The organism is Rhizobium sp. BR 362, from assembly GCF_036528765.1.
In the GTDB taxonomy this organism is placed as follows: domain Bacteria; phylum Pseudomonadota; class Alphaproteobacteria; order Rhizobiales; family Rhizobiaceae; genus Rhizobium.
The window spans coordinates 85,917-110,884 of the sequence record NZ_JARWGH010000002.1 but is presented as its reverse complement, the minus strand read 5'-3'; the positions used below and the strand labels follow the sequence as shown (position 1 = coordinate 110,884).

The window sequence follows — 24,968 nt, the reverse complement described above, 5'->3', positions numbered from 1 at the left end:
TGGCAATCCTCAATCCGAAAACTGCTCTGCCAATATCCTCTCCGACCATGATCGGTCCGGATCGGAGAGAATGCGCGCCGTCGTGTCTTCGGTTTGGGCGATCCTGACGCTCATGACCGATTTGACTTCGGTGTTGTCGGCAACAGCATTGACCGGACGCTTTTCCGCCTCCAGCACGGTAATGTCGATCGTCACCTTGTTGGGCAGCAGTGCGCCGCGCCAGCGGCGAGGGCGGAAAGCGCTGACGGGCGTAATGGCGAGAAGGGGCGCCTCCAGCGGCAGGATGGGGCCGTGAGCGGAGAGGTTGTAGGCGGTGGAGCCCGCTGGCGTCGTCACCATCAGCCCGTCGCAGATCAGTTCCGGCAGGCGGACATGGCCATCGATCTCGACCTTCAGCTTGGCCGCCTGATAGGACTGGCGAAAAAGCGACACCTCGTTGATGGCGAGCGCGATGGATGTGCTGCCGTCAGCATTGCGCGTGCTCATCTGCAGCGGATGAAAGGCATTTTCGACCGCCGCCTCGATGCGCTCGGCCAGACATTCCGTACGATAATCATTCATCAGGAAGCCGACGGAGCCGCGGTTCATGCCATAGACGCGCTTGCCGGAATTCATCGTGTTGTGCAGCGTCTGCAGCATGAAGCCATCGCCACCAAGCGCAACGACGATGTCCGCATCTTCCTGCGGCGTCTGACCGTAGAGGCGAATCAACTCCTCCCGCGCGGTTTGGGCTTCCGGCGCAGTCGATGCAAGAAAACAGACAGATTGAAAAGCGCGTGACATGCAATGTCCTTTGAATAATCGTACTAGGTAATGATATTCCCCCTATGCGACAAGACGTTTTGCAAAGACTGGTGAATCCGCTGGGCTCTTCGGTCCGCCGCATCGACGCCAAACTGCCGATTTTCCCTTTACAGGAAATCAAAATCTGCTACTTGGCATGCCGATGTGCCCTTGTAGCTCAGTTGGTAGAGCACCTGATTTGTAATCAGGGGGTCGCGGGTTCGAACCCTGCCGGGGGCACCACATCCATCCAATGATTTTGCCCTAGTTGTTTACCTTCTGGCTGCTGCTGCTCAAAATCGGCGGCTCCTTCATGCAATTGAAACGTCCCTGCCTTTGAAATGGTCGTGACGATCACTACTTACGATTCTCGTCATCGCTGCATGTGGAAAGATATGACCCTTAAGCCCAAGAAGCCTAAACTCGAACATTCCGAACTTTCCGGTGAATTTACTGAGGACGACGTGACGGTGCTCGTCGATATCTTCCGTCCTGCAGGCACGCAGGGCGACTGGCGGATGGAAGTCATCACTCAGGAGGAGGATCTCATCGAATGGGAAGAACCGTTCGCGACGGACCGCGAAGCCTTCGATGAGTTCCTGGCGACGATCGCGCGCGATGGGATCAGAACATTCTTCGATGATTCGGATCTGGCAATTCACTAAGCTGCACCTCACTAAGCCGCACCGGCGCTTGGCATGGATCAGGTACGCTTGATCGGCGGACGCATGGCTGACCTCGACGACCAGGCGGAATTTCGGCTCGGAATCCGTCGGAGATAGGCGCATTTACAACATCTAAAATAGGCATACACTCTTTGCCCTCAACGCGGGCGAGGGAACGTCCATGCGCCGGGCATTCAGGCATATTGTCTTGGGATTGTCGCTTGTGGTGATCGCGCTGATTGCAAGTGCACCGGCGCTGGGTGGTAAGGATTGCTACTGCAAAAACACGGACGGAAAGCTGCACGCGGTCGGTGAAATTGCCTGCCTGACGGTGGACGGTAAAAGCTATCTCGCCCAATGCGAGATGAACCTCAACGTCACCTCCTGGTCGAAGCTGCAGGATGGATGCCCGGTCACCGAGCGGTCGCCGTGGCAGCAATCGGCTTGGCGTCCGCAGCCGATTGCGGTGCGCTGAGCGCTGGTGGCACCGATAAGCGCGCTCCCGCCTTTCACCCTTGGGCCGGGTCCTTCTTAGCTGCCTTGCTTGCGGACCAGCACCATCGGTTCTCCCTCTTCCTCCACGGATTTCTGAAAGCTGCCATCCGGCCGCATATCGAGGGAGAGCGAAGAGCCGTCAGTGCCCATCATTACCAGGCCGAAACCCTCCGTGACCCAGAGGGAGAGCTTGAGATCGCGAATATCGGCAGGACAGTCACCGCCCGGCGACATTTTCGTCGTGCCGTCCTGGTCGGTATCGCTGGACAGCGTGATATTGCAGATGAGTTTGCCGTTGGGCTGCTGGATCTGCCAGGTGCCGGCGAGACTTGCGACGGTTGGAACATGGTCGACGTCTCCCAACGCCGGCAACAGCCACGTCGGGTCGCCTTCCTCGCTTTCCCAGGGCGAACCCTCTTCTTCCTGGAAACGCGCTACCACCTTTTGGCCCGCGTCCATAAGGTTAAGCGTGCCGTCATCGCTGAAATTCCAAGCGGCCGCCTTTGCATAGGCGGGCAGGGCGGTTGCGCAGGCATCCGCGCCGCTAATGGCGTAGCCGCCGCTCGCCGGGCTGGTTGCGAAGGTGAGGCGGCAACCTTTGGCGCCGCTTTCGGGCGCCAGCAGCCACGAGCCGGCCTGCGACTTGACAAGTTCATCGTCGGCGGCAGCAGCGGGTTGTCCGGCGGCGAGAATGAAGGCGGCAGAAGCCGCTGCAAGACCAAATGTGCGGATCAAGGCAAATTCCCCCAAATCTGCTGCGGCAGCCCCACTGCCGCTAGATTTTCAGATAAGACCGCGCCGCATAAAGGGCGATCGCGGCCGCGTTCGAAACGTTGAGTGATTTGATCGCGCCGGGCATATCGAGCCGAGCCAGCGCGTTTACCGTTTCCCGCGTCTTCTGGCGCAGCCCCTTGCCCTCGGAGCCGAGGACCAGGGCGACCTTCTCGCCCGAAAACGTGCCTTCGAGCGGCGCCGGTCCTTCCGAATCAAGACCGATTGTGACGAAGCCGAGGCGGTGCAGTTCGCCGAGCGCATCGGCGAGATTGGTGATCTGTATGTAGGGGATCAGCTCCAGCGCGCCGGAGGCGGATTTCGCCAGCACGCCCGATTCGGTTGGGCTATGCCGCTGCGTTGTGATGACGGCACCGGCATCGAAGGCGACGGCCGAACGCATGATCGCGCCGACATTATGCGGATCGGTCACCTGATCGAGAACCAGCAGCAGCGGACTGTCCTTCAGCGCCTCCAGTCGGCGCACGGGCAGGGGACGCGTCTCCAGCATCACGCCTTGGTGGATTGCTTCCGGACCCAGCACCTTGTCGATATCCTGCGGCGAGACGATTTCAACGGGAATGCCAAGTTCGCCGGCCGGTCCGATCTCCAGCCGCACCAGTGCATTCTGCGTCGCCGACAGCTTGATGTTCTTCCGCTCGGGATTGGCAAGCGCTGCGCGAACCGTATGAAGGCCGTAGAGATAGACCTGGTCCGGGGCGAGCGCCGGCGGCTTCCAATCGTCCGCACCTGCCCGCTTGCGCTTCTGTGGCGGCGGCGTCGGGATTTCGCCGCGCTCGCGCTTGGCGTCGCGATGGGCGCGCCGCAGGGTGGCGTAATGCGTGTCCTTGGCCGACTTGTCGCCGGCGTTGTTTTCGGGGCCGGAACGGCCGGATGTTCTGTCTTTGCTCATGCGGCTTTATAACGGGAGCGCCCTTAAGCGCCTAGTCCTCTTTCGTCTGTGGGCTTTTGCAGCAAGTTGAAATTTTTTCGTCATTTTTGCCCGAACCTCATGTTGACAGACGGAAACGGTACGGTCATATACGCGGCGCAGATCGCGGCGGCGACGTCCGGTCTAGCAAGCTTGGTCGCAAGATCCAGTCGGAAAACTGGAGGGATGCCCGAGTGGTTAAAGGGGACGGACTGTAAATCCGTTGGCTCAGCCTACGTTGGTTCAAATCCAACTCCCTCCACCATTCCGCGCAGGATCTTGGCCACCCGCGGGTATAGCTCAATGGTAGAGCAGCAGCCTTCCAAGCTGAATACGCGGGTTCGATTCCCGCTACCCGCTCCAAGATTTTCAATTGCTGAATTCATCCCCGGATAGGTCTTGCGCAGACCTGCCGTCGCATATTCTGTTATGGCCGACCTTCCTGATTAATCGCGCATGTCGTTCGGAAGGCAGTCTCCTTCCGAAAGCCGATCCCTCGACCCTTTTCTTGATCGGAGAGGGCATTTTTGCTGTTTCGCGATCCACAGGTGCGTTCAATTCCGGAGGGTGGCTTCGGGCACCTGGAACTATTTCCTCAGCGGCCCTATCTAAGCATCTGAACCGGCAAATGCTTTTACGTCTTTCCGGATCGGCCGGCGAAACCTTCGCGGCGAATCGATGTCGGCGGCGCGCATTGTCCGCCATCGGCTACACTTCGCCAAGAATAGGGCCTGCAATTAAGTCTTGCGCAAATGCGATGAAAGCCTTAAACGGCGGCACTAAACCGGTTCGCCGGGGTCACCATTTACGTTCACAGGAAGCATTCAAATGGCAAAGAGTAAGTTTGAGCGCAATAAGCCGCACGTYAACATCGGCACGATCGGCCACGTTGACCACGGCAAGACGTCTCTGACGGCAGCGATCACGAAGTTCTTCGGTGAGTTCAAGGCGTATGACCAGATCGACGCGGCACCGGAAGAAAAGGCGCGCGGCATCACGATTTCGACGGCGCACGTTGAATATGAGACGGCAGCCCGTCACTATGCGCACGTCGACTGCCCCGGCCACGCTGACTATGTGAAGAACATGATCACGGGTGCTGCGCAGATGGACGGCGCGATCCTGGTTTGCTCGGCTGCCGACGGCCCGATGCCGCAGACGCGCGAACACATCCTGCTCGCCCGCCAGGTTGGCGTTCCGGCCATCGTCGTGTTCCTGAACAAGGTCGACCAGGTTGACGACGCCGAGCTTCTCGAGCTCGTCGAGCTTGAAGTTCGCGAACTTCTGTCGTCCTACGATTTCCCGGGCGATGACATTCCGGTGGTCAAGGGTTCGGCGCTTGCTGCTCTGGAAGACAGCAACAAGGAAATCGGCGAAAACGCGATCCGCGAGCTGATGGCTCAGGTCGACGCCTACATCCCGACGCCTGAGCGYCCGATCGACCAGCCGTTCCTGATGCCGATCGAAGACGTGTTCTCGATCTCGGGCCGTGGTACGGTTGTGACGGGCCGCGTCGAGCGTGGCATCATCAAGGTTGGTGAAGAAGTCGAGATCGTCGGCATTCGCCCGACCTCGAAGACGACGGTGACCGGCGTTGAAATGTTCCGCAAGCTGCTCGACCAGGGTCAGGCCGGCGACAACATCGGCGCGCTGATCCGCGGTGTGAACCGTGAYGGCGTCGAGCGTGGCCAGATTCTTGCCAAGCCGGGCAGTGTCAAGCCGCACAAGAAGTTCAAGGCAGAAGCCTACATCCTGACGAAGGAAGAAGGCGGCCGTCATACGCCGTTCTTCACGAACTACCGTCCGCAGTTCTACTTCCGCACGACGGACGTGACGGGCATCGTGACGCTTCCGGAAGGCACGGAAATGGTTATGCCAGGCGACAACATCACGGTTGACGTCGAGCTGATCGTTCCGATCGCGATGGAAGAAAAGCTGCGCTTCGCAATCCGCGAAGGCGGCCGCACCGTCGGCGCCGGCATCGTCGCTTCCATCGTCGAGTAATCCCAAGTCGGCCACTCCATCCGAGTGGCCGATTCGATGACAATAATATGATGCAAGCGGCAGTAGCCGCTTGCGTATGACATGGAAATGTTGCAAATGGCGCGCGAGCGCGATTTGCGCCCTGCTTCGGATAACGAAGCGGCCAATGAGATTAACGATAAGGTGGGCCGAAAGGTCTAAAAAAGTGGATGGGGATGCCGTAGCCGGCGTCCCTCTCGATCTTTGAAACCGGTGGTCCGCCTTAGGAAAAAAAAGAAAAATCCGTGCCCTTTTTGAGCGGCACGCGAGATAACAAAACACAAGGATAACGTCGAATGAACGGCCAAAATATCCGCATTCGCCTGAAGGCGTTCGATCACCGGATTCTCGATGCTTCCACGCGCGAGATCGTGTCGACGGCGAAGCGCACCGGTGCTAGCGTCCGGGGCCCCGTTCCGCTTCCGACCCGTATCGAGAAGTTTACGGTTAACCGGTCCCCGCACATCGACAAGAAGAGCCGCGAGCAGTTCGAGATGCGCACACATAAGCGCCTTCTCGACATCGTTGACCCGACCCCGCAGACGGTAGACGCGCTGATGAAGCTCGATCTCGCCGCCGGTGTCGATGTTGAGATCAAGCTCTGAGGCCTCTGGTCCTCGAGCTGAGTGAGAAGGATTGAACCGATGCGTTCAGGTGTGATTGCACAGAAGGTGGGAATGACCCGCGTCTATAACGACGCCGGCGAGCATGTCCCGGTAACCGTATTGCGTTTGGATGGCTGCCAGGTCGTAGCCCAGCGCACAGTAGAAAAGAATGGCTACACCGCAGTTCAGCTCGGTGCCGGCCAGGCGAAGGTCAAGAACACGACGAAGGCCCTGCGCGGTCACTTCGCCGTTGCCAGCGTGGAGCCGAAGGCCAAGCTCGTTGAATTCCGTGTGACGGACGACAACCTGCTCGAAGTCGGCACCGAGCTCAACGCAGGTCACTTCACGGCGGGTCAGCTCGTCGACGTGACCGGCACGACGATCGGTAAGGGCTTTGCCGGCGCCATCAAGCGCCACGGCTTCGGCGGTCTGCGCGCCACGCACGGTGTGTCGGTTTCGCACCGCTCGCACGGTTCGACCGGCTCGCGCCAGGATCCGGGCAAGGTGTTCAAGAACAAGAAGATGGCTGGTCACATGGGCCAGACCCGCGTCACGACGCAGAACCTCGAAGTGGTATCGACCGACGAAGATCGCGGTCTGATCCTCGTCAAGGGTGCAGTTCCCGGCTCCAAGGGTGCCTGGATCATCGTGCGCGACGCCGTCAAGTCGGCTGCGAAGTAAGGGAGCCAAACCAATGGAATTGAACGTCAAGACCCTCGAGGGAAAAGACGCTGGGAAGGTTTCCCTTTCTGATGCGATTTTCGGCCTCGAGCCGCGTGAGGACATCCTCGCACGCGTCATTCGCTGGCAGCTCGCCAAGAAGCAGCAGGGCACGCATCAGGCAAAGGGCCGCGCGGACGTAGCGCGCACCGGCGCCAAGATGTACAAGCAGAAGGGTACGGGCCGCGCTCGTCACCATTCGGCTCGCGCTCCGCAGTTCCGCGGCGGTGGTAAGGCTCACGGCCCAGTCGCTCGCAGCCACGAGCACGATCTGCCGAAGAAGGTTCGCGCCCTCGGCCTGCGTCACGCTCTGTCCGCCAAGATCAAGGCCGAAGACGTGATCGTCCTCGACAACCTGATCGCCGCCGACGCCAAGACCAAGGCTCTCGCCGGCGCTTTCGAGACGCTCGGCCTGACCAACGCGCTCTTCATCGGCGGTGCCGAGCTCGACAACAACTTCAAGCTCGCGGCCCAGAACATCCCGAACATCGATGTTCTGCCGGTTCAGGGCATCAATGTTTACGACATCCTGCGTCGCGGCAAGCTCGTGCTGTCCAAGGCTGCAGTTGAAGCTCTAGAGGAGCGATTCAAGTGACGGATCTTCGCCATTACGACGTGATCGTTTCTCCTGCGATCACCGAAAAGTCCACGCTGGTTTCGGATAACAACCAGGTTGTTTTCAATGTTGCCAAGACCGCGACAAAGCCTGAAATCAAGGCTGCCGTCGAAGCGCTGTTCGGCGTCAAGGTTACGGCCGTCAACACTCTGCTGCGCAAGGGCAAGACCAAGCGATTCAAAGGTCTCGTCGGCAAGCAGAAGGACGTGAAGAAGGCTGTTGTGACGCTCGCCGAAGGCCAGTCGATCGACGTCTCCACCGGTCTCTGAGGAATAAGAAAATGGCATTGAAAACATTCAATCCGACGACCCCGAGCCAGCGACAGCTGGTCATCGTCGACCGGTCCTCGCTCTACAAGGGCAAGCCGGTCAAGACCCTGACCGAAGGCCTGACCTCCAAGGGTGGCCGTAACAACCTGGGCCGCATCACCGTGCGTTTCCAGGGCGGCGGTCACAAGCGCAGCTACCGTCTGGTCGACTTCAAGCGTCGCAAGTTCGATGTCGAGGCAACCGTCGAGCGCATCGAATACGATCCGAACCGCACCGCTTTCATCGCACTGGTGAAGTACACGGACGGCGAACTGGCCTATATCCTTGCTCCGCAGCGTCTTGCTTCGGGCGACAAGGTCATCGCTTCGGACAAGGCTGTGGACGTGAAGCCGGGCAACACCATGCCGCTTCAGTTCATTCCGGTCGGCTCCATCATCCACAACGTGGAAATGAAGCCGGGCAAGGGCGGTCAGATCGCTCGCTCCGCCGGTTCCTACGCCCAGCTCGTCGGTCGTGACCAGGGCATGGCGATCCTTCGCCTGAACTCCGGCGAACAGCGCCTCGTGCATGGCTCGTGCCTCGCCACGATCGGTGCCGTTTCGAACCCGGATCACGGCAACATCAACGACGGCAAGGCTGGTCGTTCCCGTTGGCGCGGCAAGCGTCCGCATAACCGCGGCGTTGTCATGAACCCGGTCGACCATCCGCACGGCGGTGGTGAAGGCCGCACCTCCGGTGGTCGCCATCCGGTGACCCCCTGGGGCAAGCCGACCAAGGGCAAGCGTACGCGGTCGAACAAGTCGACCGACAAGTTCATTATGCGCTCGCGCCATCAGCGCAAGAAGTAAGAGAGGAAGTCTCAAGTGGCTCGTTCAGTATGGAAAGGTCCGTTTGTTGACGGCTATCTTCTCAAGAAGGCTGAGAAGGTGCGTGAAGGCGGACGCAGCGAAGTGATCAAAATGTGGAGCCGTCGCTCCACCATCATGCCGCAGTTCGTTGGTCTCACCTTCGGCGTCTACAACGGCAGCAAGCACATTCCGGTCAGCGTCAACGAAGACATGGTCGGACACAAGTTCGGTGAGTTCGCCCCGACCCGCACCTATTATGGTCACGGCGCGGACAAGAAGGCGAAGAGGAAGTAACAATGGGCAAGGCAAAAGCCGAACGCCGGCTGAAGGACAACGAAGCGCAGGCAGTTGCGCGCACGCTCCGCGTCAGCCCGCAGAAGCTCAACCTGGTCGCGGCTTCGATCCGTGGCAAGAAGGTTGACCGCGCACTCGCTGAGTTGGAATTCTCGCGCAAGCGCATCGCAGGTGCCGTCAAGAAGACGCTCGAATCTGCGATTGCCAACGCGGAAAACAACCATGATCTCGACGTCGACTCGCTGGTCGTGGCGGAAGCCTATGTCGGCAAGTCGATCGTCATGAAGCGTTTCCACGCTCGTGGCCGCGGCCGCGCGTCTCGTATCGAGCGTCCGTTCGCGCACCTGACGATCGTCGTTCGTGAAGTGGAAGCTCAAGGGGAGGCCGCATAATGGGTCAGAAAATCAATCCGATCGGTTTTCGTCTTGGCATCAACCGTACCTGGGATAGCCGCTGGTTTGCGGACAATGCCGAGTATGGCCAGCTCCTTCACGAAGACCTGAAGATGCGCAAGTTCGTCATGAACGAACTGAAGCAGGCCGGTATCTCCAAGGTGGTCATCGAGCGTCCGCACAAGAAGTGCCGCGTTACGATCCACTCGGCTCGTCCGGGCCTGATCATCGGCAAAAAGGGCGCTGACATCGACAAGCTCCGCAAGAAGCTGTCGGATATGACGAATTCCGAAACGCATCTCAACATCGTTGAAGTGCGCAAGCCGGAAATCGACGCGACGCTGGTTGCCCAGTCGATCGCTCAGCAGCTCGAGCGCCGTGTTGCTTTCCGTCGCGCCATGAAGCGCGCCGTTCAGTCCGCGATGCGTCTTGGCGCCGAAGGCATCAAGATCACCTGCGCCGGCCGTCTCGGCGGTGCGGAAATCGCGCGTACGGAATGGTACCGTGAAGGTCGCGTGCCGCTGCATACGCTGCGCGCCGACATCGACTACGGCACGGCTGAAGCAGAAACCGCTTTCGGCATCTGCGGCATCAAGGTCTGGATCTTCAAGGGCGAAATCCTTGAGCACGATCCGATGGCCTCCGAACGCCGCGCGCTGGAAGGCGACGCTCAGGGTCCGGCTAGCCGCGATCGCGATAGAGACCGCCGCCGCGAAAACGCTTGATGGCGTTCGTGGCAGATAAGTTCGGAGAATAAGAAAATGTTGCAGCCAAAGCGTACGAAGTACCGCAAGCAATTTAAGGGCCGCATCAAGGGCGTTGCCAAGGGTGGTTCTGACCTCGCATTCGGCGAATTCGGTCTGAAGTCGCAGGAGCCCAACCGCGTCAACGCTCGTGAGATCGAAGCGGCTCGCCGCGCGATCACGCGTTATATGAAGCGCGCCGGCCGTGTATGGATCCGCGTGTTCCCGGATGTTCCGGTAACCGCAAAGCCGACCGAAGTCCGCATGGGTAAAGGTAAAGGCTCTGTCGAATACTGGGCATGCAAGGTCAAGCCCGGCCGTATGATGTTCGAGATCGATGGTGTGAGCGAAGAAATCGCTCGTGAGGCTCTGCGCCTCGGCGCCGCCAAGCTCTCGGTCAAGACGCGCTTCGTGCAGCGCATTGCAGAGTAAGGAAGAAGCTCATGAAAGCCGCAGATGTTCGCGCCCTGAGCGCCGACCAACTCAAGGATGAGCTTGCCAAGCTGAAGAAGGAGCAGTTCAATCTGCGCTTTCAGAAGGCGACCGGCCAGCTTGAAAAGTCCTCGCGCATCAACGAAGTCCGCAAGGACATCGCTCGCGTGAAAACCATTGCCCGCCAGAAGGCGGCAGAAGCAAAGGCCTAAAGGAAGAATAACATGCCGAAGCGCATTCTGCAGGGCGTCGTGGTCAGCGACAAGAACGAGAAGACGGTAGTTGTCCGCGTTGAGCGTCGTTTCGCTCACCCGCTGCTCCAGAAGACCGTTCGTCGTTCCAAGAAGTACAAGGCTCACGACGAAAACAATCAGTACAAGGTCGGCGACGTCGTTTCCATTGAGGAATGCGCGCCGATCTCCAAGGACAAGACCTGGACGGTCGTTTCCGCCCAGGCCAAGTAACAGAATTTCGCTCAGGCCCTTGCGCTTGGGCGAAATATCTGTATGAAGCACGAGCTTGGAAGCAGGACGCTCGAGAACGGGCGTTCTTTTGCTTTATTGATGACCGGTGAAGGTGACCCAGTTGGTCTCGAATGCCGGAGAAATCAGACAAGACACTAGTCCATAAGCCGGGGTAGGGGGCCGTTTGGCCCAACCATTCCGGTAACAACAAGAAGGCGACCTGACATGATTCAGATGCAAACAAACCTCGACGTGGCGGATAATTCCGGCGCACGTCGTGTCATGTGCATCAAGGTGCTGGGCGGCTCGAAGCGCAAGTATGCCTCGATCGGCGACGTTATCGTCGTTTCGATCAAGGAAGCCATTCCGCGCGGCCGTGTGAAGAAGGGTGACGTGATGAAGGCGGTTGTCGTTCGCACCGCCAAGGACATCCGTCGTCCGGATGGCAGCGTCATCCGCTTCGATACCAATGCAGCAGTCCTCATCGACAACAAGAAAGAGCCGATCGGCACCCGTATCTTCGGACCGGTTCCGCGCGAACTTCGCGCCAAGAACCACATGAAGATCATCTCGCTGGCTCCAGAAGTACTTTAAGGAGCGGAGTGATGCAAAAGATCCGTAAAGGCGACAAGGTCGTCGTATTGGCCGGCAAGGACAAGGGCCGTACCGGCGAAGTTATTCAAGTGCTGCCGAAGGAAGACCGCGCGGTCGTCCGTGGCGTCAACGTCATCAAGCGCCATCAGCGCCAGACGCAGACCCAGGAAGCCGGCATCATCAGCAAGGAAGCCCCGCTTCACCTGTCCAACATTGCGATCGTCGACAAGGACGGCAAGCCGACCCGTGTCGGTTTCAAGGTTGTAGAGGGCAAGAAGGTCCGTGTGGCCAAGAGCTCGGGAGAAGTGATCGATGGCTGAGGCAAAGTACGAGCCGCGGCTCAAGAAGGAATACGTTGCTCGCATCCGTGCAGCCATGCAGGAGAAGTTCTCCTACGCTAACGAGATGCAGATCCCGAAGCTGGACAAGATCGTGATCAACATGGGCGTTGGCGAAGCGACGGCTGATTCGAAGAAGCCGACCGTTGCTGCTGCCGACCTGGCGGCCATCGCTGGCCAGAAGCCGGTCATCACCCGTGCACGCAACTCCATCGCTGGCTTCAAAGTCCGCGAAAACATGCCGATCGGCGCCAAGGTGACGCTGCGCGGCGCCCGCATGTATGAGTTCCTGGATCGTCTGGTCAACATCGCGCTCCCGCGCGTTCGCGACTTCCGCGGCCTGAACCCGAAAAGCTTTGACGGTCGTGGCAACTTCGCCATGGGCATCAAGGAGCACATTGTGTTCCCTGAGATCAACTACGACAAGGTTGATCAGATGTGGGGCATGGACATCATCGTTTGCACGACGGCGACGACCGACGACGAAGCTCGGGCTCTTCTGAAAGAGTTCAACTTCCCGTTCCGTCAATAACCGTAACGACGAGCGTAGAAAAGGAACCCTGATATGGCGAAGACAAGCGCAGTCGAAAAGAACAAGCGCCGCCGCAATACGGTTGCCAACCAGTCCGCGAAGCGGGCTGCTCTGAAGGCAATCATCATGAACCAGTCTCTTCCGATCGAAGACCGGTTCAAGGCCACTCTGAAGCTGGCATCGCTCCCGCGCGATGGATCGAAGACCCGCATTCGCAATCGTTGCGAAGTATCGGGCCGCCCGCGCGCCTATTACCGCAAACTGCGCATGTCGCGTATCGCGCTGCGTGAACTCGGCAACCTCGGCAAAGTGCCGGGCGTCGTCAAGTCGAGCTGGTAAGGAGCAGATTAGATGACTATGACTGATCCTTTGGGCGATATGCTCACCCGTATCCGCAACGGTGCTTCGCGCCGCAAGTCGTCGGTTTCGACGCCTGCGTCCAAGCTTCGTGCGCGTGTTCTCGATGTCCTGCAGGCTGAAGGCTACATCCGTGGCTACTCCGTCGTCGATTTCGGCAACGGCAAGTCTGAGCTCAACATCGAACTGAAGTACTATGAAGGCGCATCGGTGATCCGCGAGATCGGCCGTGTGTCCAAGCCGGGCCGCCGAGTCTATGTCTCGGTCAAGTCCATTCCGCAGGTCGCGAACGGCCTCGGCATCACCATCCTTTCTACTCCGAAGGGTGTGATGGCCGATCACCAGGCTCGCGAACAGAATGTTGGTGGCGAGGTTCTCTGCTCGGTCTTCTAAGACCGGACAGGGATCTCCTTCGAAACAGACAGGTTTGAAAAATGTCTCGTATCGGTAAAAAGCCCGTTCAGGTGCCTGCAGGAATCACGGCCTCGGTTGAAGGCCAGAAGGTGACTGCTAAGGGCCCCAAGGGCGAACTGGTTTTCGTTGCTAACGACGAAATCGGTCTCAAGCTGGAAAACAACGCAATTGTCGTAACGCCGCTCAGCAACTCCAAGGATGCTCGCGCAAAGTGGGGCATGTCCCGCACGATGATCGAGAACATCCTGAAGGGTGTTAAGGACGGCTACGAGCGCAAGCTCGAAATCAACGGCGTCGGCTACCGTGCCGCCATGCAGGGCAAGAACCTGCAGCTCGCGCTCGGCTTCAGCCACGACGTGGTTTATGAGCCGCCGCAGGGCATCACGATCGCTGTGCCGAAGCCGACGGAAATCGTCGTCACCGGCATCAACAAGCAGCAGGTCGGCCAGGTTGCCGCTGAAATCCGCGAATACCGCGGTCCCGAGCCCTACAAGGGCAAGGGCGTGAAGTATGCCGAAGAGCGGATCGTCCGCAAAGAAGGCAAGAAGAAGTAAGGATCACGCGAAATGGCTAGCAGGAAAGAAGCACTTGCACGTCGTGCCAACCGCGTGCGCCGTCAACTCAAGTCGGTGGCCAATGGCCGTCCGCGCCTGTCGGTTCATCGCTCGTCGAAGAACATCTACGCCCAGGTCATCGATGATGTGGCCGGCAAGACACTCGCGTCTGCCTCCACCCTCGACAAGGATCTGCGCGGTTCTCTGAAGACCGGTGCCGACACCGCAGCCGCTGCCCTCGTTGGCAAGCTCGTTGCCGAGCGCGCCTCCAAGGCCGGCGTCAAGGAAGTCGTGTTTGACCGCGGCGCCTTCATCTATCACGGCCGCATCAAGGCTCTGGCCGATGCAGCCCGCGAAGGCGGCCTGACCTTCTGATCAAGTTTCCGGCCGGCAGCTTTCGAGCGCCGGCCGGATATCACCGGACCGCTGATCTCCGTCTGGAGGTCGATGCGGTCTTCGTTTTGTTTGCCGATTGCACCCGGAAAAGAAAAAGGAAGAGGACAATGGCACAGGAAAAGAGGGCTCCGCGGGAAGACCGCCAGAGCCGTGAAGAGCGCGATAGCGAATTCGTCGACAAGCTCGTCGCGATCAACCGCGTCGCGAAGGTCGTAAAGGGTGGCCGCCGTTTCGGTTTCGCCGCTCTCGTCGTCGTCGGTGACCAGAAGGGCCGCGTAGGCTTCGGTCACGGCAAGGCACGCGAAGTGCCGGAAGCGATCCGCAAGGCAACCGAAAGTGCCAAGCGCGACATGATCTTCGTACCGCTGCGTGACGGCCGTACGCTGCATCACGACGTCCATGGCCGTCATGGCGCCGGCAAGGTTCTGCTGCGCTCGGCCAAGGTCGGTACCGGTATCATCGCCGGCGGCCCGATGCGCGCCGTTTTCGAAACGCTCGGCGTTCACGACGTCGTTGCCAAGTCGACCGGTTCGTCGAACCCGTACAACATGGTTCGCGCCACGTTCGACGCCCTGAAGCACCAGGTTCACCCGAAGGACATCGCAGCTCAGCGCGGCATCAAGTATGCCACCCTGCAGGCTCGCCGTACCTCCTCGGGCAACGCCTCCGAAGAATAAGGGAGTTTGACCTATGGCCAAGACGACCAAGAAGGCTGAAGCCAAGACGACCGTTACGGTCGAGCAGATTGGCAGCCCCATCCGCCGTCCGGATGTTCAGCAGAAGACGCTGATCGGTCTCGGACTGAACAAGATGCACCGTCGCCGCACGCTGGAAGATACTCCGGCTGTTCGTGGCATGATCCGTGCTGTCCAGCATCTCGTTCGCGTTGTCGACGAGAAGTGAGCCGGAGGTATTCGCTATGAAACTGAATGAGATCAAGGATAACGAAGGCTCGACCCACAGCCGCAAGCGCCTCGGCCGCGGCATCGGCTCCGGCTCCGGCAAGACCGGCGGCCGTGGTGTGAAGGGTCAGAAGTCCCGTTCGGGCGTTGCCATCAACGGCTTCGAAGGCGGTCAGATGCCAATCTACCGTCGCCTGCCGAAGCGCGGCTTCACCAACATCTTCGCAGCCGACTATGTTGTCGTGTCGCTGGCACGCATCCAGGCTGCCGTCGATGCTGGCAAGCTCGATGCCAAGGCGACCGTCGATGCTGCAGCTCTGAAAGCTGCAGGCGTGATTCGCCGCGTCAAGGACGGCGTTCGCGTCCTTTCGGACGGCGAACTGAAGGCGAAGCTTTCGCTGGAAGTTGCAGGCGCCTCCAAGTCGGCGGTCGAAAAGATCGAAAAGGCTGGCGGTTCCGTCAAGCTGCTCGCTTCTGTCGCAGAATAATCTTATCAATAAATCGCCCGGGGTGCTTCACACCGGGCGATTTTGCTCCCATATGTGAGCCTCACGAACCTGAACGATGCGCCAGTGTCTTTTTAGGGAATAACGGGAACCAAGGGTGAGGCATCCGATTGCAGTGCAATCCGTCCAAAGCCCGGCTTTTAAACAATTAAAGACTGATTCCGGACCCGGCCGATTATGCCGGAATTGGTAATGCGGAGATTTGCATGGCTTCTGCAGCGGAACAATTGGCATCCAATCTCAATTTTTCGACCTTTGCCAAAGCCGAGGATCTCAAGAAGCGACTGTGGTTCACGCTCGGCGCTCTCCTCGTCTACCGTCTGGGTACCCACATCCCGCTTCCGGGCCTTAATCCGGCGGCCTATGCCCAGGCCTTTCAGAATCAGTCCGGCGGCATTCTCGGCCTTTTCAACATGTTTTCCGGCGGTGCCGTGCAGCGCATGGCGATTTTCGCGCTCGGCATCATGCCCTATATTTCCGCTTCGATCATCGTGCAGCTCATGACCTCGGTCGTGCCGGCGCTCGAGAACCTGAAGAAGGAAGGCGAGCAGGGCCGCAAGATCATCAACCAGTATACCCGCTACGGCACTGTACTGCTCGGCGCCTTGCAGGCCTACGGCATTGCGATCGGCCTTGAGCACGGTAATGGCGTGGTCCTCGATCCAGGCTGGTTCTTCCGGCTTTCGACCGTCGTCACGCTGCTCGGCGGCACGATGTTCCTGATGTGGCTTGGTGAACAGGTCACCTCGCGCGGCATCGGCAACGGTATCTCGCTGATCATCTTCGCAGGCATCGCAGCCGGTCTGCCGACCGCGCTTGCTGGTACGCTGGAACTCGGTCGCACGGGCGCTCTGTCGACCGGCCTCATCCTGGCCGTGCTTGTCGTGGCTGTCCTGGTCATCGGGCTGATCGTTTTCGTGGAGCGTGCTCAGCGCCGCCTGCTGATCCAATATCCCAAGCGCCAGGTCGGCACCCGCATGTTCCAGGGCGATACCTCGCATCTGCCGCTGAAGCTCAACACATCGGGCGTTATTCCGGCGATCTTCGCATCGTCGCTGCTGCTGCTGCCCGCGACCGTCGCCGGCCTTGGCAACAACACGGCCCTGCCGACCTGGGTCACTTCCATCGTCGCGGCCCTTGGTCACGGCCAGCCAATCTACATGGTGCTCTACGGTGCCTTGATCGCCTTCTTCGCCTTCTTCTACACCGCGCTGGTTTTCAATCCGAAGGACACGGCCGACAATCTGAAGAAGCACGGCGGCTTCATTCCGGGCATTCGCCCGGGCGAGCGCACCGCCGAATATATCGATTATGTGCTGACCCGAATCACGGTGATCGGCGCGATCTACCTTGTCTTCGTCTGCATTCTGCCCGAAATTCTCGTGTCCCAGACCGGTATTCCGCTGTCGTTGGGTGGCACTTCGCTTCTGATCGTGGTTAGCGTAACGCTGGATACGGTGGCACAGATTCAGGGTCACCTGATTGCACAGCAATATGAAGGCCTGATCAAGAAATCGAAGCTGCGTGGAGGAAAGAGGGGGCGATGAGATTGATACTTTTGGGGCCGCCGGGAGCAGGTAAGGGGACCCAGGCCCAGCGTATCGTGGAAAAGTACGGCATTCCGCAGCTTTCCACGGGCGATATGCTGAGGGCTGCGGTGGCGGCAGGGACTGAAGTAGGCAAGCGCGCCAAGGCCGTCATGGATGCCGGCAAGCTTGTTTCAGACGAAATCGTCAATGCCATCGTATCCGAGCGTATCGATCAACCGGATTGCGCCAAGGGCTTCATTCTCGATGGTTATCCGCGCACGCTTGTTCAAGCTGATGCGACGGAAGCCATGTTGAAGGAGAAAGGTCTCAACCTCTCGGTCGTCATCGAGATCAAGGTGGATGACGCCGTACTCGCCGATCGTATTTCAGGCCGTTATACCTGCGCCAACTGCGGCGCCGGCTATCATGACGAAAACCTGAAGCCGAAGGTGGAGGGGGTGTGTGACCGTTGCGGTTCCACGCATTTCAAGCGCCGCGCCGACGACAACAGAGAGACGGTCGTCGAACGCCTGCAGGTCTACTACAAGGAAACGTCGCCGCTCATCGGCTATTACTACGCCAAGGGGAAGCTTCAGTCGGTAGACGGCATGGCCGATATCGAGCATGTGACGGCTGACATCGAGGCCATCCTGTCCAAGCTCTAGGTGGCTTAAAATAAACTTGTCGGAGCGGTTGCTTTTTTGCGCTGATTCCGCTAAACACCGCGCCAACTCGCGACATGCCATGCGATCGGCGCGGATTTCCGTAGGGAAGTCCGGGTACGGTCGTTTTGACGTGTTACGGACCCAAGTTTGAACAAGCAGCTCCAGGGCTGCATAACAAAACCCTTCGCTCAGGCTGAGGGAATGCAAGGAGAACAGGCGTGGCTCGTATCGCTGGCGTCAACATCCCGACTGCAAAGCGCGTAGTAATTGCGCTTCGCTACATTCACGGGATCGGACCTAAGTTTGCACAGGAAATCTGCGAAAAGGTCGGTATTCCGGCCGAGCGTCGCGTCAATCAGTTGACGGACGCCGAAGTTCTGCAGATCCGCGAAACCATCGACCGCGACTATCAGGTCGAAGGCGATCTTCGTCGCGAAACCGCGATGAACATCAAGCGTCTGATGGACCTTGGCAGCTACCGCGGCCTGCGTCATCGTCGCGGCCTGCCGGTTCGCGGCCAGCGCACCCATACCAATGCCCGCACCCGCAAGGGTCCGGCAAAGGCTATTGCTGGTAAGAAGAAGTAATTTCCGGGAAACCGGATTTGGGAGGCTGGCGGTCTGCGCCGGCCTCTTTTGAGTTTGGAGCGGGGCCATGTAGGTGCCGTTCCGGTGTAGCCGCTGGCATTACGGCGGTGAAGAGATCCAAGAAAGGACTACTATGGCCAAGGAAGCCGTCCGCGTTCGCCGTCGCGAGCGCAAGAATATCACGTCGGGCGTTGCGCACGTCAATTCGACCTTCAACAACACGATGATCACCATCACCGACGCACAGGGCAACGCCATTGCCTGGTCGTCTGCCGGTGCTAAGGGCTTCAAGGGTTCGCGCAAGTCGACGCCGTTCGCTGCTCAGATCGCTGCTGAAGACTGCGCCAAGAAGGCGCAGGAACATGGCATGAAGTCGCTGGAAGTCGAAGTTTGCGGTCCGGGCTCCGGTCGTGAATCCGCTCTGCGCGCGCTCCAGGCTGCCGGTTTCATGATCACGTCCATCCGCGACGTGACCCCGATCCCGCACAATGGTTGCCGCCCGCGCAAGAAGCGCCGCGTCTGATCATCGCCACTCACGACACCAGCCGGAGCGCACGCGCCCGGCTCGGTGCTTCTCAAGCTCGGTTGCCACGATTGGATGGTGGCAACGAACGGAAGGCAAGAACATGATTCAGAAAAACTGGCAGGAACTGATCAAGCCGAACAAGGTCGAGTTCTCCTCGAGCGGCCGCACCAAGGCAACGCTCGTGGCCGAACCGCTGGAACGTGGCTTCGGTCTCACACTCGGCAACGCGCTGCGCCGCGTTCTGCTGTCCTCTCTGCGCGGCGCCGCTGTGACGGCCGTGCAGATCGACGGCGTGCTGCATGAGTTCTCCTCTATCCCGGGTGTCCGGGAAGACGTGACGGACATCGTGCTGAACATCAAGGAAATCGCCATCAAGATGGACGGCGATGACAGCAAGCGCATGGTCGTGCGCAAGCAGGGCCCAGGCGTGGTAACGGCTGGCGACATTCAGACGGTCGGCGATATCGAAATCCTCAACCCCGAGCATGTCATCTGCACGCTCGACGAGGGCGCCGAAATCCGCATGGAGTTCACCGTCAACAACGGCAAGGGCTATGTCCCGGCCGAGCGCAATCGTGCGGAAGATGCTCCGATCGGCCTCATCCCGGTCGACAGCCTCTATTCGCCGGTCAAGAAGGTGTCCTACAAGGTTGAAAACACCCGTGAAGGACAGGTTCTCGACTACGACAAGCTGAGCATGTCGATCGAAACCGATGGCTCGATCACCGGCGAAGATGCCGTCGCTTTCGCGGCTCGCATCCTCCAGGATCAGCTTGGCGTCTTCGTCAACTTCGACGAGCCGCAGAAGGAAGCCGAAGAAGAAGCAGTCACCGAACTTGCTTTCAACCCGGCGCTCCTCAAGAAGGTGGACGAACTGGAACTGTCTGTTCGCTCGGCAAACTGCCTGAAGAACGACAACATCGTCTACATCGGCGACCTCATTCAGAAGACCGAAGCAGAAATGCTCCGCACGCCGAATTTTGGTCGCAAGTCGCTGAACGAAATCAAGGAAGTTCTCGCTTCCATGGGCCTGCACCTCGGCATGGAAGTGCCGGCATGGCCGCCCGAGAACATCGAAGATCTCGCCAAGCGTTACGAAGACCAATACTAACCAATCAAACTGCGGGCGAATGCCTGCAAGTGAAGGAGAATAGCCATGCGCCACGGTAAAGCCGGCCGCAAGCTGAATAGAACCGCTAGCCACCGTAAGGCGATGTTCGCCAACATGGCGGCTTCGCTCATCACCCATGAGCAGATCGTCACCACGCTTCCGAAGGCGAAGGAAATCCGCCCGATCGTCGAGAAGCTGGTAACCCTCGGCAAGCGCGGCGACCTGCACGCTCGTCGTCAGGCCATCTCGCAGATCCGTGATGCCGCTGTCGTCTCGAAGCTGTTCGACACGATCGCTTCGCGTTACGCCACCCGCAACGGCGGCTACCTGCGCATCATGAAGGCTGGCTTCCGCCAGGGCGACAACGCCGCTCTCGCCGTCGTCGAATTCGTCGATCGCGACACCCTTGCCAAGGGCGCAGCCGACAAGGCCCGCGTTGCTGCCGAGGAAGAAGCCGCAGCCGCTTAATCGGCTCGCTTCGGATACAAATTAAGAGGCCGGATGAGCAATCATCCGGCCTTTTGGCGTTTCGACTTGCGGAAACGGCCTTTCCTTCTCGTGACTTCTATGGAATGTCGCCGCTTCATTGCTAAGTCGGACGCCGACTTTTGGGCATCTTTTAGGAAGGGCACCGCCAGGCATGCGGCTGAAATTGATGTGCAGGAGAATAGGTATGTTTCTGGCGCTGTTGCTGACGATCGCCTGCGGCCTCGCGCTCAGGCGGTTCGGATATGCTGCGCATCTGTCATTCCAGATCGTGAAATATGGCGGCTCGATCTTATGGGGAGGCATGGTCTATTGGCTGCTGGCGGCCGCCTTCGCCAGGGCGCGTCGGTTCACGATCACCGCGGCGGCGCTCATCGTTGCCGTGCTCGTCGAGCTTTTCAGGCTTTGGCATACGCCGGCGCTGGATGCGTTTCGATTGACCACCGCTGGAGCCCTGTTGCTGGGGCGGGTATTCTCGCCTTGGAACATTCTCGCCTATGCCACCGGTATCGCTGTGGCGCTGGCGCTGGATTGGAGTCTATCGAGCCGAAAACGCTTGGTCTGACGCGCCGGGCGCTTCATTCTGCAGCAACCGCCAGCCGCCGTGACGGCTCAGCGCGGTGAAGATGAACAGCCAGCGTATCCCAGGGCGGCGTGATGGAGAGCTGTGTCAGGAGGCGGCCAATCTCGCCCCTGTGATAGCCTCCATGCGTGACGACGTGCAGGAGCATTTCCTGGCGCGTCATGCAGCCTCTGTCTCCGTCTGTGAAGACAAATGGCAGGGCTTCGGACAGAAGCTCCGGGGTGATGGTTTCGAGGTATTGCAGATACCACTGATCCGACGCCGTGAGCGCGGCATGAAGATCGGCCAGGGAAGGTGTCTCAGGCGTATTGTCGTCCGCATAGCCATGCTCCTGCCCGGTAAGATGCGCTGCAAATATCCGGCCGACAATCAGTGAATGATTCATTAAGCGTATTGACTGATGACGCTCTTTATCGTGGCGGACCGGATCGAAGCGGCCGATCGCGTCCAGCAATTCTTGGTTTGCCGAGGCCTGATAGCGGAAAAGAGTCTGCAGCAGTGACAATTCGCTCATGAGGATGTTGCCCTTTCGTCCTCGGGAAAAATGCGAGTAGGTTGTTCGCATTTTCGGGGAGCAGGGAGCGTATGTCTACTCGCATTAAAAGACCGCGCTCGCCGATGCGCAAAGAGCCGAGCCAGGCCCGCTTGCGGGCAACGGTCGACGCGATCATCGAGGCCGGTGCTCGCATTTTGGGCGATCGCGGATGGGCCGGGTTCACGACGAATACAGTGGCGGTCGTCGCGGGGGTCAGCATCGGTTCCCTCTATCAGTATTTTCCCGACAAACTCTCTTTGGTAAAAGCGATAAGGCGCCGCCATTTCGACGAAGTTCTGGCCGTCCTGCGTCAGGCGACCGCGAGCGACTTGCCGTTGCAGCAGAGCGTCGAAGCTCTCGTTCAAGGGATGATAGATGCTCACAACGTGAATCCCGAGCTTCATAGGGTGCTTCTGGATGAGGTGCCAGGGCTTGAGGGGTCGAGATCGGCCCACGACGCCTTTGTGGCAGACTATCAAAATCGCTACAGAGATTTTGTCGCTGCCCATCGCGGTGCAGATGCGGGTCCCTCCGACGATGTCCTTGCGCAACTTCTATCCGGCGCGGTCGAAGGCGTGATCCACAACGGAGCGCGGAAAGGCACATTGGATTCACCGGAGTTGAAGCAGGAACTGGTCAAGATGATCTGCTCCTATCTTAGCTGCACCGATCGGTAAGCGTCGGTTCGAGCGGCGACAACATCACTTTGAATGGAAATAGTTTGAATACTAATTAGTTTAGTGCTAATAGATTTGCATGAAATCGCTAAACGCCCTGCAACGCCTCTTCACCGCCAATCTGCTCACGACCGGTCGCCAATGGCGACGGGTGGTTGATCTTGCGCTGAGCTCCTATGGCATATCGGAAGCCGCGGCTGCGCCGCTGCTTTGGATCGGCCGCCTCGGCGGAGGCGTCCGGCAGGTGGTTCTCGCCACCTATGTCGGCATCGAGGGCCCGTCTTTGGTTCGTCTGCTCGATCAGCTCGAAAGTATGGATCTCGTTATCCGCAAGGATGATCCGACGGATCGGCGTGCAAAAGGTCTGTGGCTGACGGCTGAAGGCGAGGTGCTGGCCTCCCGCATGGAGGACGCGCTTGACGAACTGCGTGGCAAGATCCTCGCCAATGTCGCCCCGGCGGATATCGAAGCTGCTGTTCGTGTTCTGAAGGCTTTCGAGGAGTTTGAATCGCCGAAGACCAGCGAAGCCGAGCGGGAGCGGGAGAAAGCCCTATGAGCATTCCATCCTGGCGCGACTGGTTGTTTTCCCTCAAAGCCTTTATTGCAGCCATCATGGCGCTGTTCATTGCGCTGTCGCTGGACCTGCCGCGTCCCTATTGGGCGATGGCGGCTGTCTATGTGGTCGCCAATCCTCTTGCTGGCGCAACCAGCTCCAAGGGGCTGTATCGTGCTCTCGGCACGCTCATCGGCGCCTGCGCCTCGTTGATCCTCGTGCCACTCTTCGTCAATGCGCCGGAATTGCTCTCCGTCGTCGTCGCATTGTGGACCGGCACCCTGCTGTTCATCTCGATGCTTGACCGTACCTCACGCAGCTATGTCTTCATGCTGGCCGGCTATTCGCTGCCGCTGATTGCGCTTCCGACCGTGGGTGCACCGGAAACCGTGTTCGATGTGGCGCTTGCCCGGTCCGAGGAGATCATCATCGGCATCGTCTGCGCCAGTGTCGTCAGCGCCGTCGTCTTTCCAAGCAGTGTCGGTACCGTGCTTGGCCAGCGCATCAGCTCCTGGCTGGATGATGCTGGGACTTGGGCAGACGAAATCCTGCGTGGGGAAGGCGCTTCCCCTGCAACTCCCCTGAAGCGGCAGAAGCTTGCCGCCGACGTCACCGGCCTCGATTTCGTCATCAGCCAATTGCGCTATGACGCAGGCAGCCGTGATATCGTCAGACATTCGTGCGAATTGCGCGGTCGTCTGTTGATGCTATTGCCGCTCTTCTCCTCTCTCGCCGATCGCCTGCACGCGCTGAAGGCCGGTGGCAAGCCGCTGCCGCAGGAGCTTGTCGCCGTCCTCAACGAAGCCGCCGACTGGCTCGCTCAGGGCGGGCGAGGCAAGGCCGACGATACCGCCGATGCCCTATCGAAAAAGATCGAGGAATTGCAGCAGAATGACCTGGATCTCGGTTGGGATGCCCTCGTCCGGTCCAGCGCTCTGGCCCGCCTCAAGGAAATCGTCGATCTCTGGCAGGATTGCCTGACGCTGCGCGATCAGATCATGTCCGGGCAGCAGGTCGGCACCTGGCGCCCCGCCTTCCGCCACCGCAATGTCGTCGCACGCAGCCGGCACTATGACTATGCGCTGCTTGCTTTCTCAGCCGGCGCGGTCGTCGTCGGGATCGCGGTCGCCTGCTTATTCTGGATCTATTCCGGATGGGTGGATGGCGCCGGCTTCGTCACAATGGCGGCCGTTGCCTGCTCGTTTTTCGCCTCGCTCGATCGGCCTGCACCCTTCATTACCTCGATGTTCATCTGGTGCGCCGCAAGTCTGCTCATCGCCTGCATCTACATTTTCGGCATATTGCCGTCGATCTCCGGCTTCGAGATGCTGGTGCTGGTCTTTGCCCCGCCTTTCCTGGTCATGGGCCTGTTGATCCCGCGTCCGCAGACCAACATGCTCGCCATGCTGCTGGCGGTAAATGGCGCCACCTTCATCGCTCTGCAGGATCGTTATACGGCCGATTTCGCCAGCTTCGCCAATAGCGCCATCGCGGCCTTGGCGGGCGTCGGCTTTGCCCTCGTCTGGACCTTGCTCACCCGTCCCTTCGGCGCCGAACTTGCCGCCTGGCGGCTGGTGCGGGCCGGCTGGACCGATCTCGCCGAAACCGCGGCCGGCATCCGTCGTGCCGATCACGAACGCCTATCCGGCCGCATCCTCGACCGTCTGGGCCAGCTCGTACCGCGCCTTGCAGGCATCGAAGACCGCGAGCTGAAGAAGGTTGACGGCTATGCCGATGTCCGTCTCGGCTTCAACGTGCTGATGCTGCAGAAAGAGCGCGGTCAGCTAAGCTCCGCTTCGGCCGCATCTGTCAGCGCAGTCCTGATCGGCGTATCGGATTTCTATCGCTCGAGACTGAAGGCCAAGCGTGCCATCGATCCCTCCGACGAACTGCGCGTGTCGATCGATCAAAGTCTTGAAGCTGTCGCGCAGGAAAAGCGCCACTCCGGCCGGGTGAGCCTCGATGCGCTCGTCGGCCTTCGCCGGGCGCTCTTCCCCCATGCCGAGCCGCCGGCGAGCTGGCGACCGCCTGTATCGGATAACACGCAACCTCTACCTATTGCCGCCGAGTAAT

Annotated in this window: 38 protein-coding genes and 3 tRNA genes; 37 read left to right on the top strand and 4 right to left on the bottom strand. The window is 59.5% G+C overall.

Annotated elements, in window-relative coordinates; genetic code table 11:
• Positions 1–9: 9 nt before the first annotated feature.
• The gene (locus QDY28_RS02755; RefSeq protein WP_331380158.1) at positions 10–783 is read right to left on the bottom strand and encodes an NAD kinase; all 774 of its coding nucleotides are present in this window, start codon (positions 781–783) and stop codon (positions 10–12) included.
• A 167-nt stretch (positions 784–950) separates the two neighbouring features.
• Between QDY28_RS02755 and QDY28_RS02750 the strand changes: the two genes are divergently transcribed.
• The 3 genes from QDY28_RS02750 (at position 951) to QDY28_RS02740 (ending at position 1,923) form a co-directional block, all read left to right on the top strand.
• Positions 951–1,026, top strand: a tRNA-Thr gene (locus tag QDY28_RS02750).
• A gap of 152 nt (positions 1,027–1,178) precedes the next feature.
• Positions 1,179–1,448, top strand: a complete 270-nt coding sequence (locus tag QDY28_RS02745) for a hypothetical protein (RefSeq protein WP_331380433.1) — start codon at positions 1,179–1,181, stop codon at positions 1,446–1,448.
• A 181-nt stretch (positions 1,449–1,629) separates the two neighbouring features.
• Positions 1,630–1,923 carry a hypothetical protein gene (locus QDY28_RS02740; protein WP_331380157.1) on the top strand — a complete coding sequence of 98 codons (294 nt, stop codon included), beginning with the start codon at positions 1,630–1,632 and terminating at the stop codon, positions 1,921–1,923.
• Between the two features lie 56 nt (positions 1,924–1,979).
• Here QDY28_RS02740 and QDY28_RS02735 read toward each other — a convergent pair whose 3' ends face one another.
• Both QDY28_RS02735 and rlmB read right to left on the bottom strand, forming a co-directional pair.
• Positions 1,980–2,678, bottom strand: a complete 699-nt coding sequence (locus QDY28_RS02735; protein WP_331380156.1) for an AprI/Inh family metalloprotease inhibitor — start codon at positions 2,676–2,678, stop codon at positions 1,980–1,982.
• Positions 2,679–2,718: 40 nt separating this feature from the next.
• Complete coding sequence (gene rlmB, locus QDY28_RS02730; protein WP_331380155.1) at positions 2,719–3,627, bottom strand: 23S rRNA (guanosine(2251)-2'-O)-methyltransferase RlmB; 909 nt, start codon at positions 3,625–3,627, stop codon at positions 2,719–2,721.
• 198 nt (positions 3,628–3,825) lie between these two features.
• On the opposite strand from rlmB, the gene QDY28_RS02725 reads away from it, so the two are divergent.
• From QDY28_RS02725 to QDY28_RS02575, 31 genes are all read left to right on the top strand, one after another.
• Positions 3,826–3,910 (top strand) — tRNA-Tyr (locus QDY28_RS02725).
• A 24-nt stretch (positions 3,911–3,934) separates the two neighbouring features.
• Positions 3,935–4,008, top strand: a tRNA-Gly gene (locus tag QDY28_RS02720).
• A gap of 465 nt (positions 4,009–4,473) precedes the next feature.
• A complete protein-coding gene (gene tuf, locus QDY28_RS02715; RefSeq protein WP_331380154.1) occupies positions 4,474–5,649 on the top strand; it encodes an elongation factor Tu in 1,176 nt (391 codons plus the stop codon).
• A gap of 314 nt (positions 5,650–5,963) precedes the next feature.
• Positions 5,964–6,272 (top strand): 30S ribosomal protein S10, encoded by a 309-nt coding sequence (gene rpsJ / locus QDY28_RS02710; protein WP_003547547.1) that lies wholly within the window; start codon positions 5,964–5,966, stop codon positions 6,270–6,272.
• Positions 6,273–6,311: 39 nt separating this feature from the next.
• Complete coding sequence (rplC, locus tag QDY28_RS02705; RefSeq protein WP_285867205.1) at positions 6,312–6,953, top strand: 50S ribosomal protein L3; 642 nt, start codon at positions 6,312–6,314, stop codon at positions 6,951–6,953.
• Between the two features lie 13 nt (positions 6,954–6,966).
• A complete protein-coding gene (rplD, locus tag QDY28_RS02700; RefSeq protein ID WP_285879638.1) occupies positions 6,967–7,587 on the top strand; it encodes a 50S ribosomal protein L4 in 621 nt (206 codons plus the stop codon).
• Positions 7,584–7,877, top strand: coding sequence for a 50S ribosomal protein L23 (locus QDY28_RS02695; protein WP_028753972.1), 294 nt, complete (start codon positions 7,584–7,586; stop codon positions 7,875–7,877). Before rplD ends, QDY28_RS02695 begins: the two co-directional genes overlap by 4 nt.
• Positions 7,878–7,888: 11 nt before the next feature.
• Positions 7,889–8,725, top strand: a complete 837-nt coding sequence (gene rplB, locus QDY28_RS02690) for a 50S ribosomal protein L2 (RefSeq protein ID WP_331380152.1) — start codon at positions 7,889–7,891, stop codon at positions 8,723–8,725.
• A gap of 15 nt (positions 8,726–8,740) precedes the next feature.
• Positions 8,741–9,019, top strand: coding sequence for a 30S ribosomal protein S19 (gene rpsS / locus QDY28_RS02685; RefSeq protein WP_004118389.1), 279 nt, complete (start codon positions 8,741–8,743; stop codon positions 9,017–9,019).
• A gap of 2 nt (positions 9,020–9,021) precedes the next feature.
• Positions 9,022–9,411 carry a 50S ribosomal protein L22 gene (gene rplV / locus QDY28_RS02680; protein ID WP_120663683.1) on the top strand — a complete coding sequence of 130 codons (390 nt, stop codon included), beginning with the start codon at positions 9,022–9,024 and terminating at the stop codon, positions 9,409–9,411.
• On the top strand, positions 9,411–10,136 hold the full coding sequence (gene rpsC / locus QDY28_RS02675; protein WP_104822786.1) for a 30S ribosomal protein S3: 726 nt from the start codon (positions 9,411–9,413) through the stop codon (positions 10,134–10,136). The genes rplV and rpsC overlap by 1 nt, the downstream gene beginning before the upstream one ends.
• Before the next feature lie 36 nt (positions 10,137–10,172).
• Positions 10,173–10,586: a 50S ribosomal protein L16 gene (gene rplP / locus QDY28_RS02670; protein WP_004118395.1), complete on the top strand. Its 414-nt coding sequence runs from the start codon at positions 10,173–10,175 to the stop codon at positions 10,584–10,586.
• Between the two features lie 11 nt (positions 10,587–10,597).
• A complete protein-coding gene (gene rpmC / locus QDY28_RS02665) occupies positions 10,598–10,798 on the top strand; it encodes a 50S ribosomal protein L29 (protein WP_007690763.1) in 201 nt (66 codons plus the stop codon).
• A gap of 12 nt (positions 10,799–10,810) precedes the next feature.
• Positions 10,811–11,050: a 30S ribosomal protein S17 gene (rpsQ, locus tag QDY28_RS02660; RefSeq protein WP_028753969.1), complete on the top strand. Its 240-nt coding sequence runs from the start codon at positions 10,811–10,813 to the stop codon at positions 11,048–11,050.
• Positions 11,051–11,275: 225 nt separating this feature from the next.
• Positions 11,276–11,644: a 50S ribosomal protein L14 gene (rplN, locus tag QDY28_RS02655; RefSeq protein WP_003573790.1), complete on the top strand. Its 369-nt coding sequence runs from the start codon at positions 11,276–11,278 to the stop codon at positions 11,642–11,644.
• 11 nt (positions 11,645–11,655) lie between these two features.
• Entirely contained in the window at positions 11,656–11,964 is a 309-nt protein-coding gene (rplX, locus tag QDY28_RS02650) for a 50S ribosomal protein L24 (RefSeq protein WP_331380151.1), read from the top strand.
• On the top strand, positions 11,957–12,514 hold the full coding sequence (gene rplE, locus QDY28_RS02645; protein WP_004118404.1) for a 50S ribosomal protein L5: 558 nt from the start codon (positions 11,957–11,959) through the stop codon (positions 12,512–12,514). Before rplX ends, rplE begins: the two co-directional genes overlap by 8 nt.
• A gap of 33 nt (positions 12,515–12,547) precedes the next feature.
• A complete protein-coding gene (gene rpsN / locus QDY28_RS02640) occupies positions 12,548–12,853 on the top strand; it encodes a 30S ribosomal protein S14 (protein WP_283057980.1) in 306 nt (101 codons plus the stop codon).
• Positions 12,854–12,865: 12 nt separating this feature from the next.
• Positions 12,866–13,264 (top strand): 30S ribosomal protein S8, encoded by a 399-nt coding sequence (gene rpsH / locus QDY28_RS02635; protein WP_112572299.1) that lies wholly within the window; start codon positions 12,866–12,868, stop codon positions 13,262–13,264.
• Positions 13,265–13,305: 41 nt separating this feature from the next.
• On the top strand, positions 13,306–13,839 hold the full coding sequence (gene rplF / locus QDY28_RS02630; RefSeq protein WP_283057982.1) for a 50S ribosomal protein L6: 534 nt from the start codon (positions 13,306–13,308) through the stop codon (positions 13,837–13,839).
• 12 nt (positions 13,840–13,851) lie between these two features.
• Positions 13,852–14,214 (top strand): 50S ribosomal protein L18, encoded by a 363-nt coding sequence (gene rplR, locus QDY28_RS02625; protein WP_028753963.1) that lies wholly within the window; start codon positions 13,852–13,854, stop codon positions 14,212–14,214.
• Positions 14,215–14,342: 128 nt separating this feature from the next.
• Positions 14,343–14,912: a 30S ribosomal protein S5 gene (gene rpsE / locus QDY28_RS02620; protein ID WP_028753962.1), complete on the top strand. Its 570-nt coding sequence runs from the start codon at positions 14,343–14,345 to the stop codon at positions 14,910–14,912.
• A 13-nt stretch (positions 14,913–14,925) separates the two neighbouring features.
• On the top strand, positions 14,926–15,138 hold the full coding sequence (rpmD, locus tag QDY28_RS02615; protein WP_285879644.1) for a 50S ribosomal protein L30: 213 nt from the start codon (positions 14,926–14,928) through the stop codon (positions 15,136–15,138).
• A 16-nt stretch (positions 15,139–15,154) separates the two neighbouring features.
• A complete protein-coding gene (rplO, locus tag QDY28_RS02610; protein WP_107107812.1) occupies positions 15,155–15,625 on the top strand; it encodes a 50S ribosomal protein L15 in 471 nt (156 codons plus the stop codon).
• A gap of 224 nt (positions 15,626–15,849) precedes the next feature.
• Positions 15,850–17,190 (top strand): preprotein translocase subunit SecY, encoded by a 1,341-nt coding sequence (gene secY / locus QDY28_RS02605; RefSeq protein WP_104822793.1) that lies wholly within the window; start codon positions 15,850–15,852, stop codon positions 17,188–17,190.
• Positions 17,187–17,837: an adenylate kinase gene (locus tag QDY28_RS02600; protein WP_331380150.1), complete on the top strand. Its 651-nt coding sequence runs from the start codon at positions 17,187–17,189 to the stop codon at positions 17,835–17,837. The genes secY and QDY28_RS02600 overlap by 4 nt, the downstream gene beginning before the upstream one ends.
• Before the next feature lie 218 nt (positions 17,838–18,055).
• The gene (gene rpsM, locus QDY28_RS02595; RefSeq protein ID WP_004118424.1) at positions 18,056–18,424 is read left to right on the top strand and encodes a 30S ribosomal protein S13; all 369 of its coding nucleotides are present in this window, start codon (positions 18,056–18,058) and stop codon (positions 18,422–18,424) included.
• Between the two features lie 133 nt (positions 18,425–18,557).
• Positions 18,558–18,947, top strand: coding sequence for a 30S ribosomal protein S11 (rpsK, locus tag QDY28_RS02590; protein ID WP_004118426.1), 390 nt, complete (start codon positions 18,558–18,560; stop codon positions 18,945–18,947).
• Positions 18,948–19,050: 103 nt separating this feature from the next.
• Complete coding sequence (locus tag QDY28_RS02585; RefSeq protein ID WP_028753958.1) at positions 19,051–20,061, top strand: DNA-directed RNA polymerase subunit alpha; 1,011 nt, start codon at positions 19,051–19,053, stop codon at positions 20,059–20,061.
• Positions 20,062–20,106: 45 nt separating this feature from the next.
• Positions 20,107–20,529, top strand: coding sequence for a 50S ribosomal protein L17 (gene rplQ, locus QDY28_RS02580; protein ID WP_107107815.1), 423 nt, complete (start codon positions 20,107–20,109; stop codon positions 20,527–20,529).
• A gap of 205 nt (positions 20,530–20,734) precedes the next feature.
• Positions 20,735–21,112 carry a ribosomal maturation YjgA family protein gene (locus QDY28_RS02575; protein ID WP_331380149.1) on the top strand — a complete coding sequence of 126 codons (378 nt, stop codon included), beginning with the start codon at positions 20,735–20,737 and terminating at the stop codon, positions 21,110–21,112.
• 13 nt (positions 21,113–21,125) lie between these two features.
• Here QDY28_RS02575 and QDY28_RS02570 read toward each other — a convergent pair whose 3' ends face one another.
• A complete protein-coding gene (locus tag QDY28_RS02570; protein WP_331380148.1) occupies positions 21,126–21,644 on the bottom strand; it encodes a DinB family protein in 519 nt (172 codons plus the stop codon).
• A gap of 71 nt (positions 21,645–21,715) precedes the next feature.
• On the opposite strand from QDY28_RS02570, the gene QDY28_RS02565 reads away from it, so the two are divergent.
• The 3 genes from QDY28_RS02565 (at position 21,716) to QDY28_RS02555 (ending at position 24,967) form a co-directional block, all read left to right on the top strand.
• Positions 21,716–22,342: a TetR/AcrR family transcriptional regulator gene (locus QDY28_RS02565; RefSeq protein WP_331380147.1), complete on the top strand. Its 627-nt coding sequence runs from the start codon at positions 21,716–21,718 to the stop codon at positions 22,340–22,342.
• A 79-nt stretch (positions 22,343–22,421) separates the two neighbouring features.
• On the top strand, positions 22,422–22,898 hold the full coding sequence (locus QDY28_RS02560; RefSeq protein ID WP_331380146.1) for a MarR family winged helix-turn-helix transcriptional regulator: 477 nt from the start codon (positions 22,422–22,424) through the stop codon (positions 22,896–22,898).
• A complete protein-coding gene (locus QDY28_RS02555; RefSeq protein WP_331380145.1) occupies positions 22,895–24,967 on the top strand; it encodes an FUSC family protein in 2,073 nt (690 codons plus the stop codon). The genes QDY28_RS02560 and QDY28_RS02555 overlap by 4 nt, the downstream gene beginning before the upstream one ends.
• Position 24,968 lies beyond the last annotated feature (1 nt).

What these genes read in the sequence shown, in the direction of transcription:
- QDY28_RS02755 (WP_331380158.1), bottom strand. Translation starts at nt 783, where the DNA reads ATGTCACGCGCTTTTCAATCTGTCTGTTTTCTTGCATCGACTGCGCCG.
- QDY28_RS02745 (WP_331380433.1), top strand. Translation starts at nt 1,179, where the DNA reads ATGACCCTTAAGCCCAAGAAGCCTAAACTCGAACATTCCGAACTTTCC.
- QDY28_RS02740 (WP_331380157.1), top strand. Translation starts at nt 1,630, where the DNA reads ATGCGCCGGGCATTCAGGCATATTGTCTTGGGATTGTCGCTTGTGGTG.
- rlmB (WP_331380155.1), bottom strand. Translation starts at nt 3,627, where the DNA reads ATGAGCAAAGACAGAACATCCGGCCGTTCCGGCCCCGAAAACAACGCC.
- rpsJ (WP_003547547.1), top strand. Translation starts at nt 5,964, where the DNA reads ATGAACGGCCAAAATATCCGCATTCGCCTGAAGGCGTTCGATCACCGG.
- rplC (WP_285867205.1), top strand. Translation starts at nt 6,312, where the DNA reads ATGCGTTCAGGTGTGATTGCACAGAAGGTGGGAATGACCCGCGTCTAT.
- rplD (WP_285879638.1), top strand. Translation starts at nt 6,967, where the DNA reads ATGGAATTGAACGTCAAGACCCTCGAGGGAAAAGACGCTGGGAAGGTT.
- rplB (WP_331380152.1), top strand. Translation starts at nt 7,889, where the DNA reads ATGGCATTGAAAACATTCAATCCGACGACCCCGAGCCAGCGACAGCTG.
- rplV (WP_120663683.1), top strand. Translation starts at nt 9,022, where the DNA reads ATGGGCAAGGCAAAAGCCGAACGCCGGCTGAAGGACAACGAAGCGCAG.
- rpsC (WP_104822786.1), top strand. Translation starts at nt 9,411, where the DNA reads ATGGGTCAGAAAATCAATCCGATCGGTTTTCGTCTTGGCATCAACCGT.
- rplP (WP_004118395.1), top strand. Translation starts at nt 10,173, where the DNA reads ATGTTGCAGCCAAAGCGTACGAAGTACCGCAAGCAATTTAAGGGCCGC.
- rpmC (WP_007690763.1), top strand. Translation starts at nt 10,598, where the DNA reads ATGAAAGCCGCAGATGTTCGCGCCCTGAGCGCCGACCAACTCAAGGAT.
- rpsQ (WP_028753969.1), top strand. Translation starts at nt 10,811, where the DNA reads ATGCCGAAGCGCATTCTGCAGGGCGTCGTGGTCAGCGACAAGAACGAG.
- rplN (WP_003573790.1), top strand. Translation starts at nt 11,276, where the DNA reads ATGATTCAGATGCAAACAAACCTCGACGTGGCGGATAATTCCGGCGCA.
- rplX (WP_331380151.1), top strand. Translation starts at nt 11,656, where the DNA reads ATGCAAAAGATCCGTAAAGGCGACAAGGTCGTCGTATTGGCCGGCAAG.
- rplE (WP_004118404.1), top strand. Translation starts at nt 11,957, where the DNA reads ATGGCTGAGGCAAAGTACGAGCCGCGGCTCAAGAAGGAATACGTTGCT.
- rpsN (WP_283057980.1), top strand. Translation starts at nt 12,548, where the DNA reads ATGGCGAAGACAAGCGCAGTCGAAAAGAACAAGCGCCGCCGCAATACG.
- rpsH (WP_112572299.1), top strand. Translation starts at nt 12,866, where the DNA reads ATGACTATGACTGATCCTTTGGGCGATATGCTCACCCGTATCCGCAAC.
- rplF (WP_283057982.1), top strand. Translation starts at nt 13,306, where the DNA reads ATGTCTCGTATCGGTAAAAAGCCCGTTCAGGTGCCTGCAGGAATCACG.
- rplR (WP_028753963.1), top strand. Translation starts at nt 13,852, where the DNA reads ATGGCTAGCAGGAAAGAAGCACTTGCACGTCGTGCCAACCGCGTGCGC.
- rpsE (WP_028753962.1), top strand. Translation starts at nt 14,343, where the DNA reads ATGGCACAGGAAAAGAGGGCTCCGCGGGAAGACCGCCAGAGCCGTGAA.
- rpmD (WP_285879644.1), top strand. Translation starts at nt 14,926, where the DNA reads ATGGCCAAGACGACCAAGAAGGCTGAAGCCAAGACGACCGTTACGGTC.
- rplO (WP_107107812.1), top strand. Translation starts at nt 15,155, where the DNA reads ATGAAACTGAATGAGATCAAGGATAACGAAGGCTCGACCCACAGCCGC.
- secY (WP_104822793.1), top strand. Translation starts at nt 15,850, where the DNA reads ATGGCTTCTGCAGCGGAACAATTGGCATCCAATCTCAATTTTTCGACC.
- QDY28_RS02600 (WP_331380150.1), top strand. Translation starts at nt 17,187, where the DNA reads ATGAGATTGATACTTTTGGGGCCGCCGGGAGCAGGTAAGGGGACCCAG.
- rpsK (WP_004118426.1), top strand. Translation starts at nt 18,558, where the DNA reads ATGGCCAAGGAAGCCGTCCGCGTTCGCCGTCGCGAGCGCAAGAATATC.
- QDY28_RS02585 (WP_028753958.1), top strand. Translation starts at nt 19,051, where the DNA reads ATGATTCAGAAAAACTGGCAGGAACTGATCAAGCCGAACAAGGTCGAG.
- rplQ (WP_107107815.1), top strand. Translation starts at nt 20,107, where the DNA reads ATGCGCCACGGTAAAGCCGGCCGCAAGCTGAATAGAACCGCTAGCCAC.
- QDY28_RS02575 (WP_331380149.1), top strand. Translation starts at nt 20,735, where the DNA reads ATGTTTCTGGCGCTGTTGCTGACGATCGCCTGCGGCCTCGCGCTCAGG.
- QDY28_RS02570 (WP_331380148.1), bottom strand. Translation starts at nt 21,644, where the DNA reads ATGAGCGAATTGTCACTGCTGCAGACTCTTTTCCGCTATCAGGCCTCG.
- QDY28_RS02565 (WP_331380147.1), top strand. Translation starts at nt 21,716, where the DNA reads ATGTCTACTCGCATTAAAAGACCGCGCTCGCCGATGCGCAAAGAGCCG.
- QDY28_RS02560 (WP_331380146.1), top strand. Translation starts at nt 22,422, where the DNA reads ATGAAATCGCTAAACGCCCTGCAACGCCTCTTCACCGCCAATCTGCTC.
- QDY28_RS02555 (WP_331380145.1), top strand. Translation starts at nt 22,895, where the DNA reads ATGAGCATTCCATCCTGGCGCGACTGGTTGTTTTCCCTCAAAGCCTTT.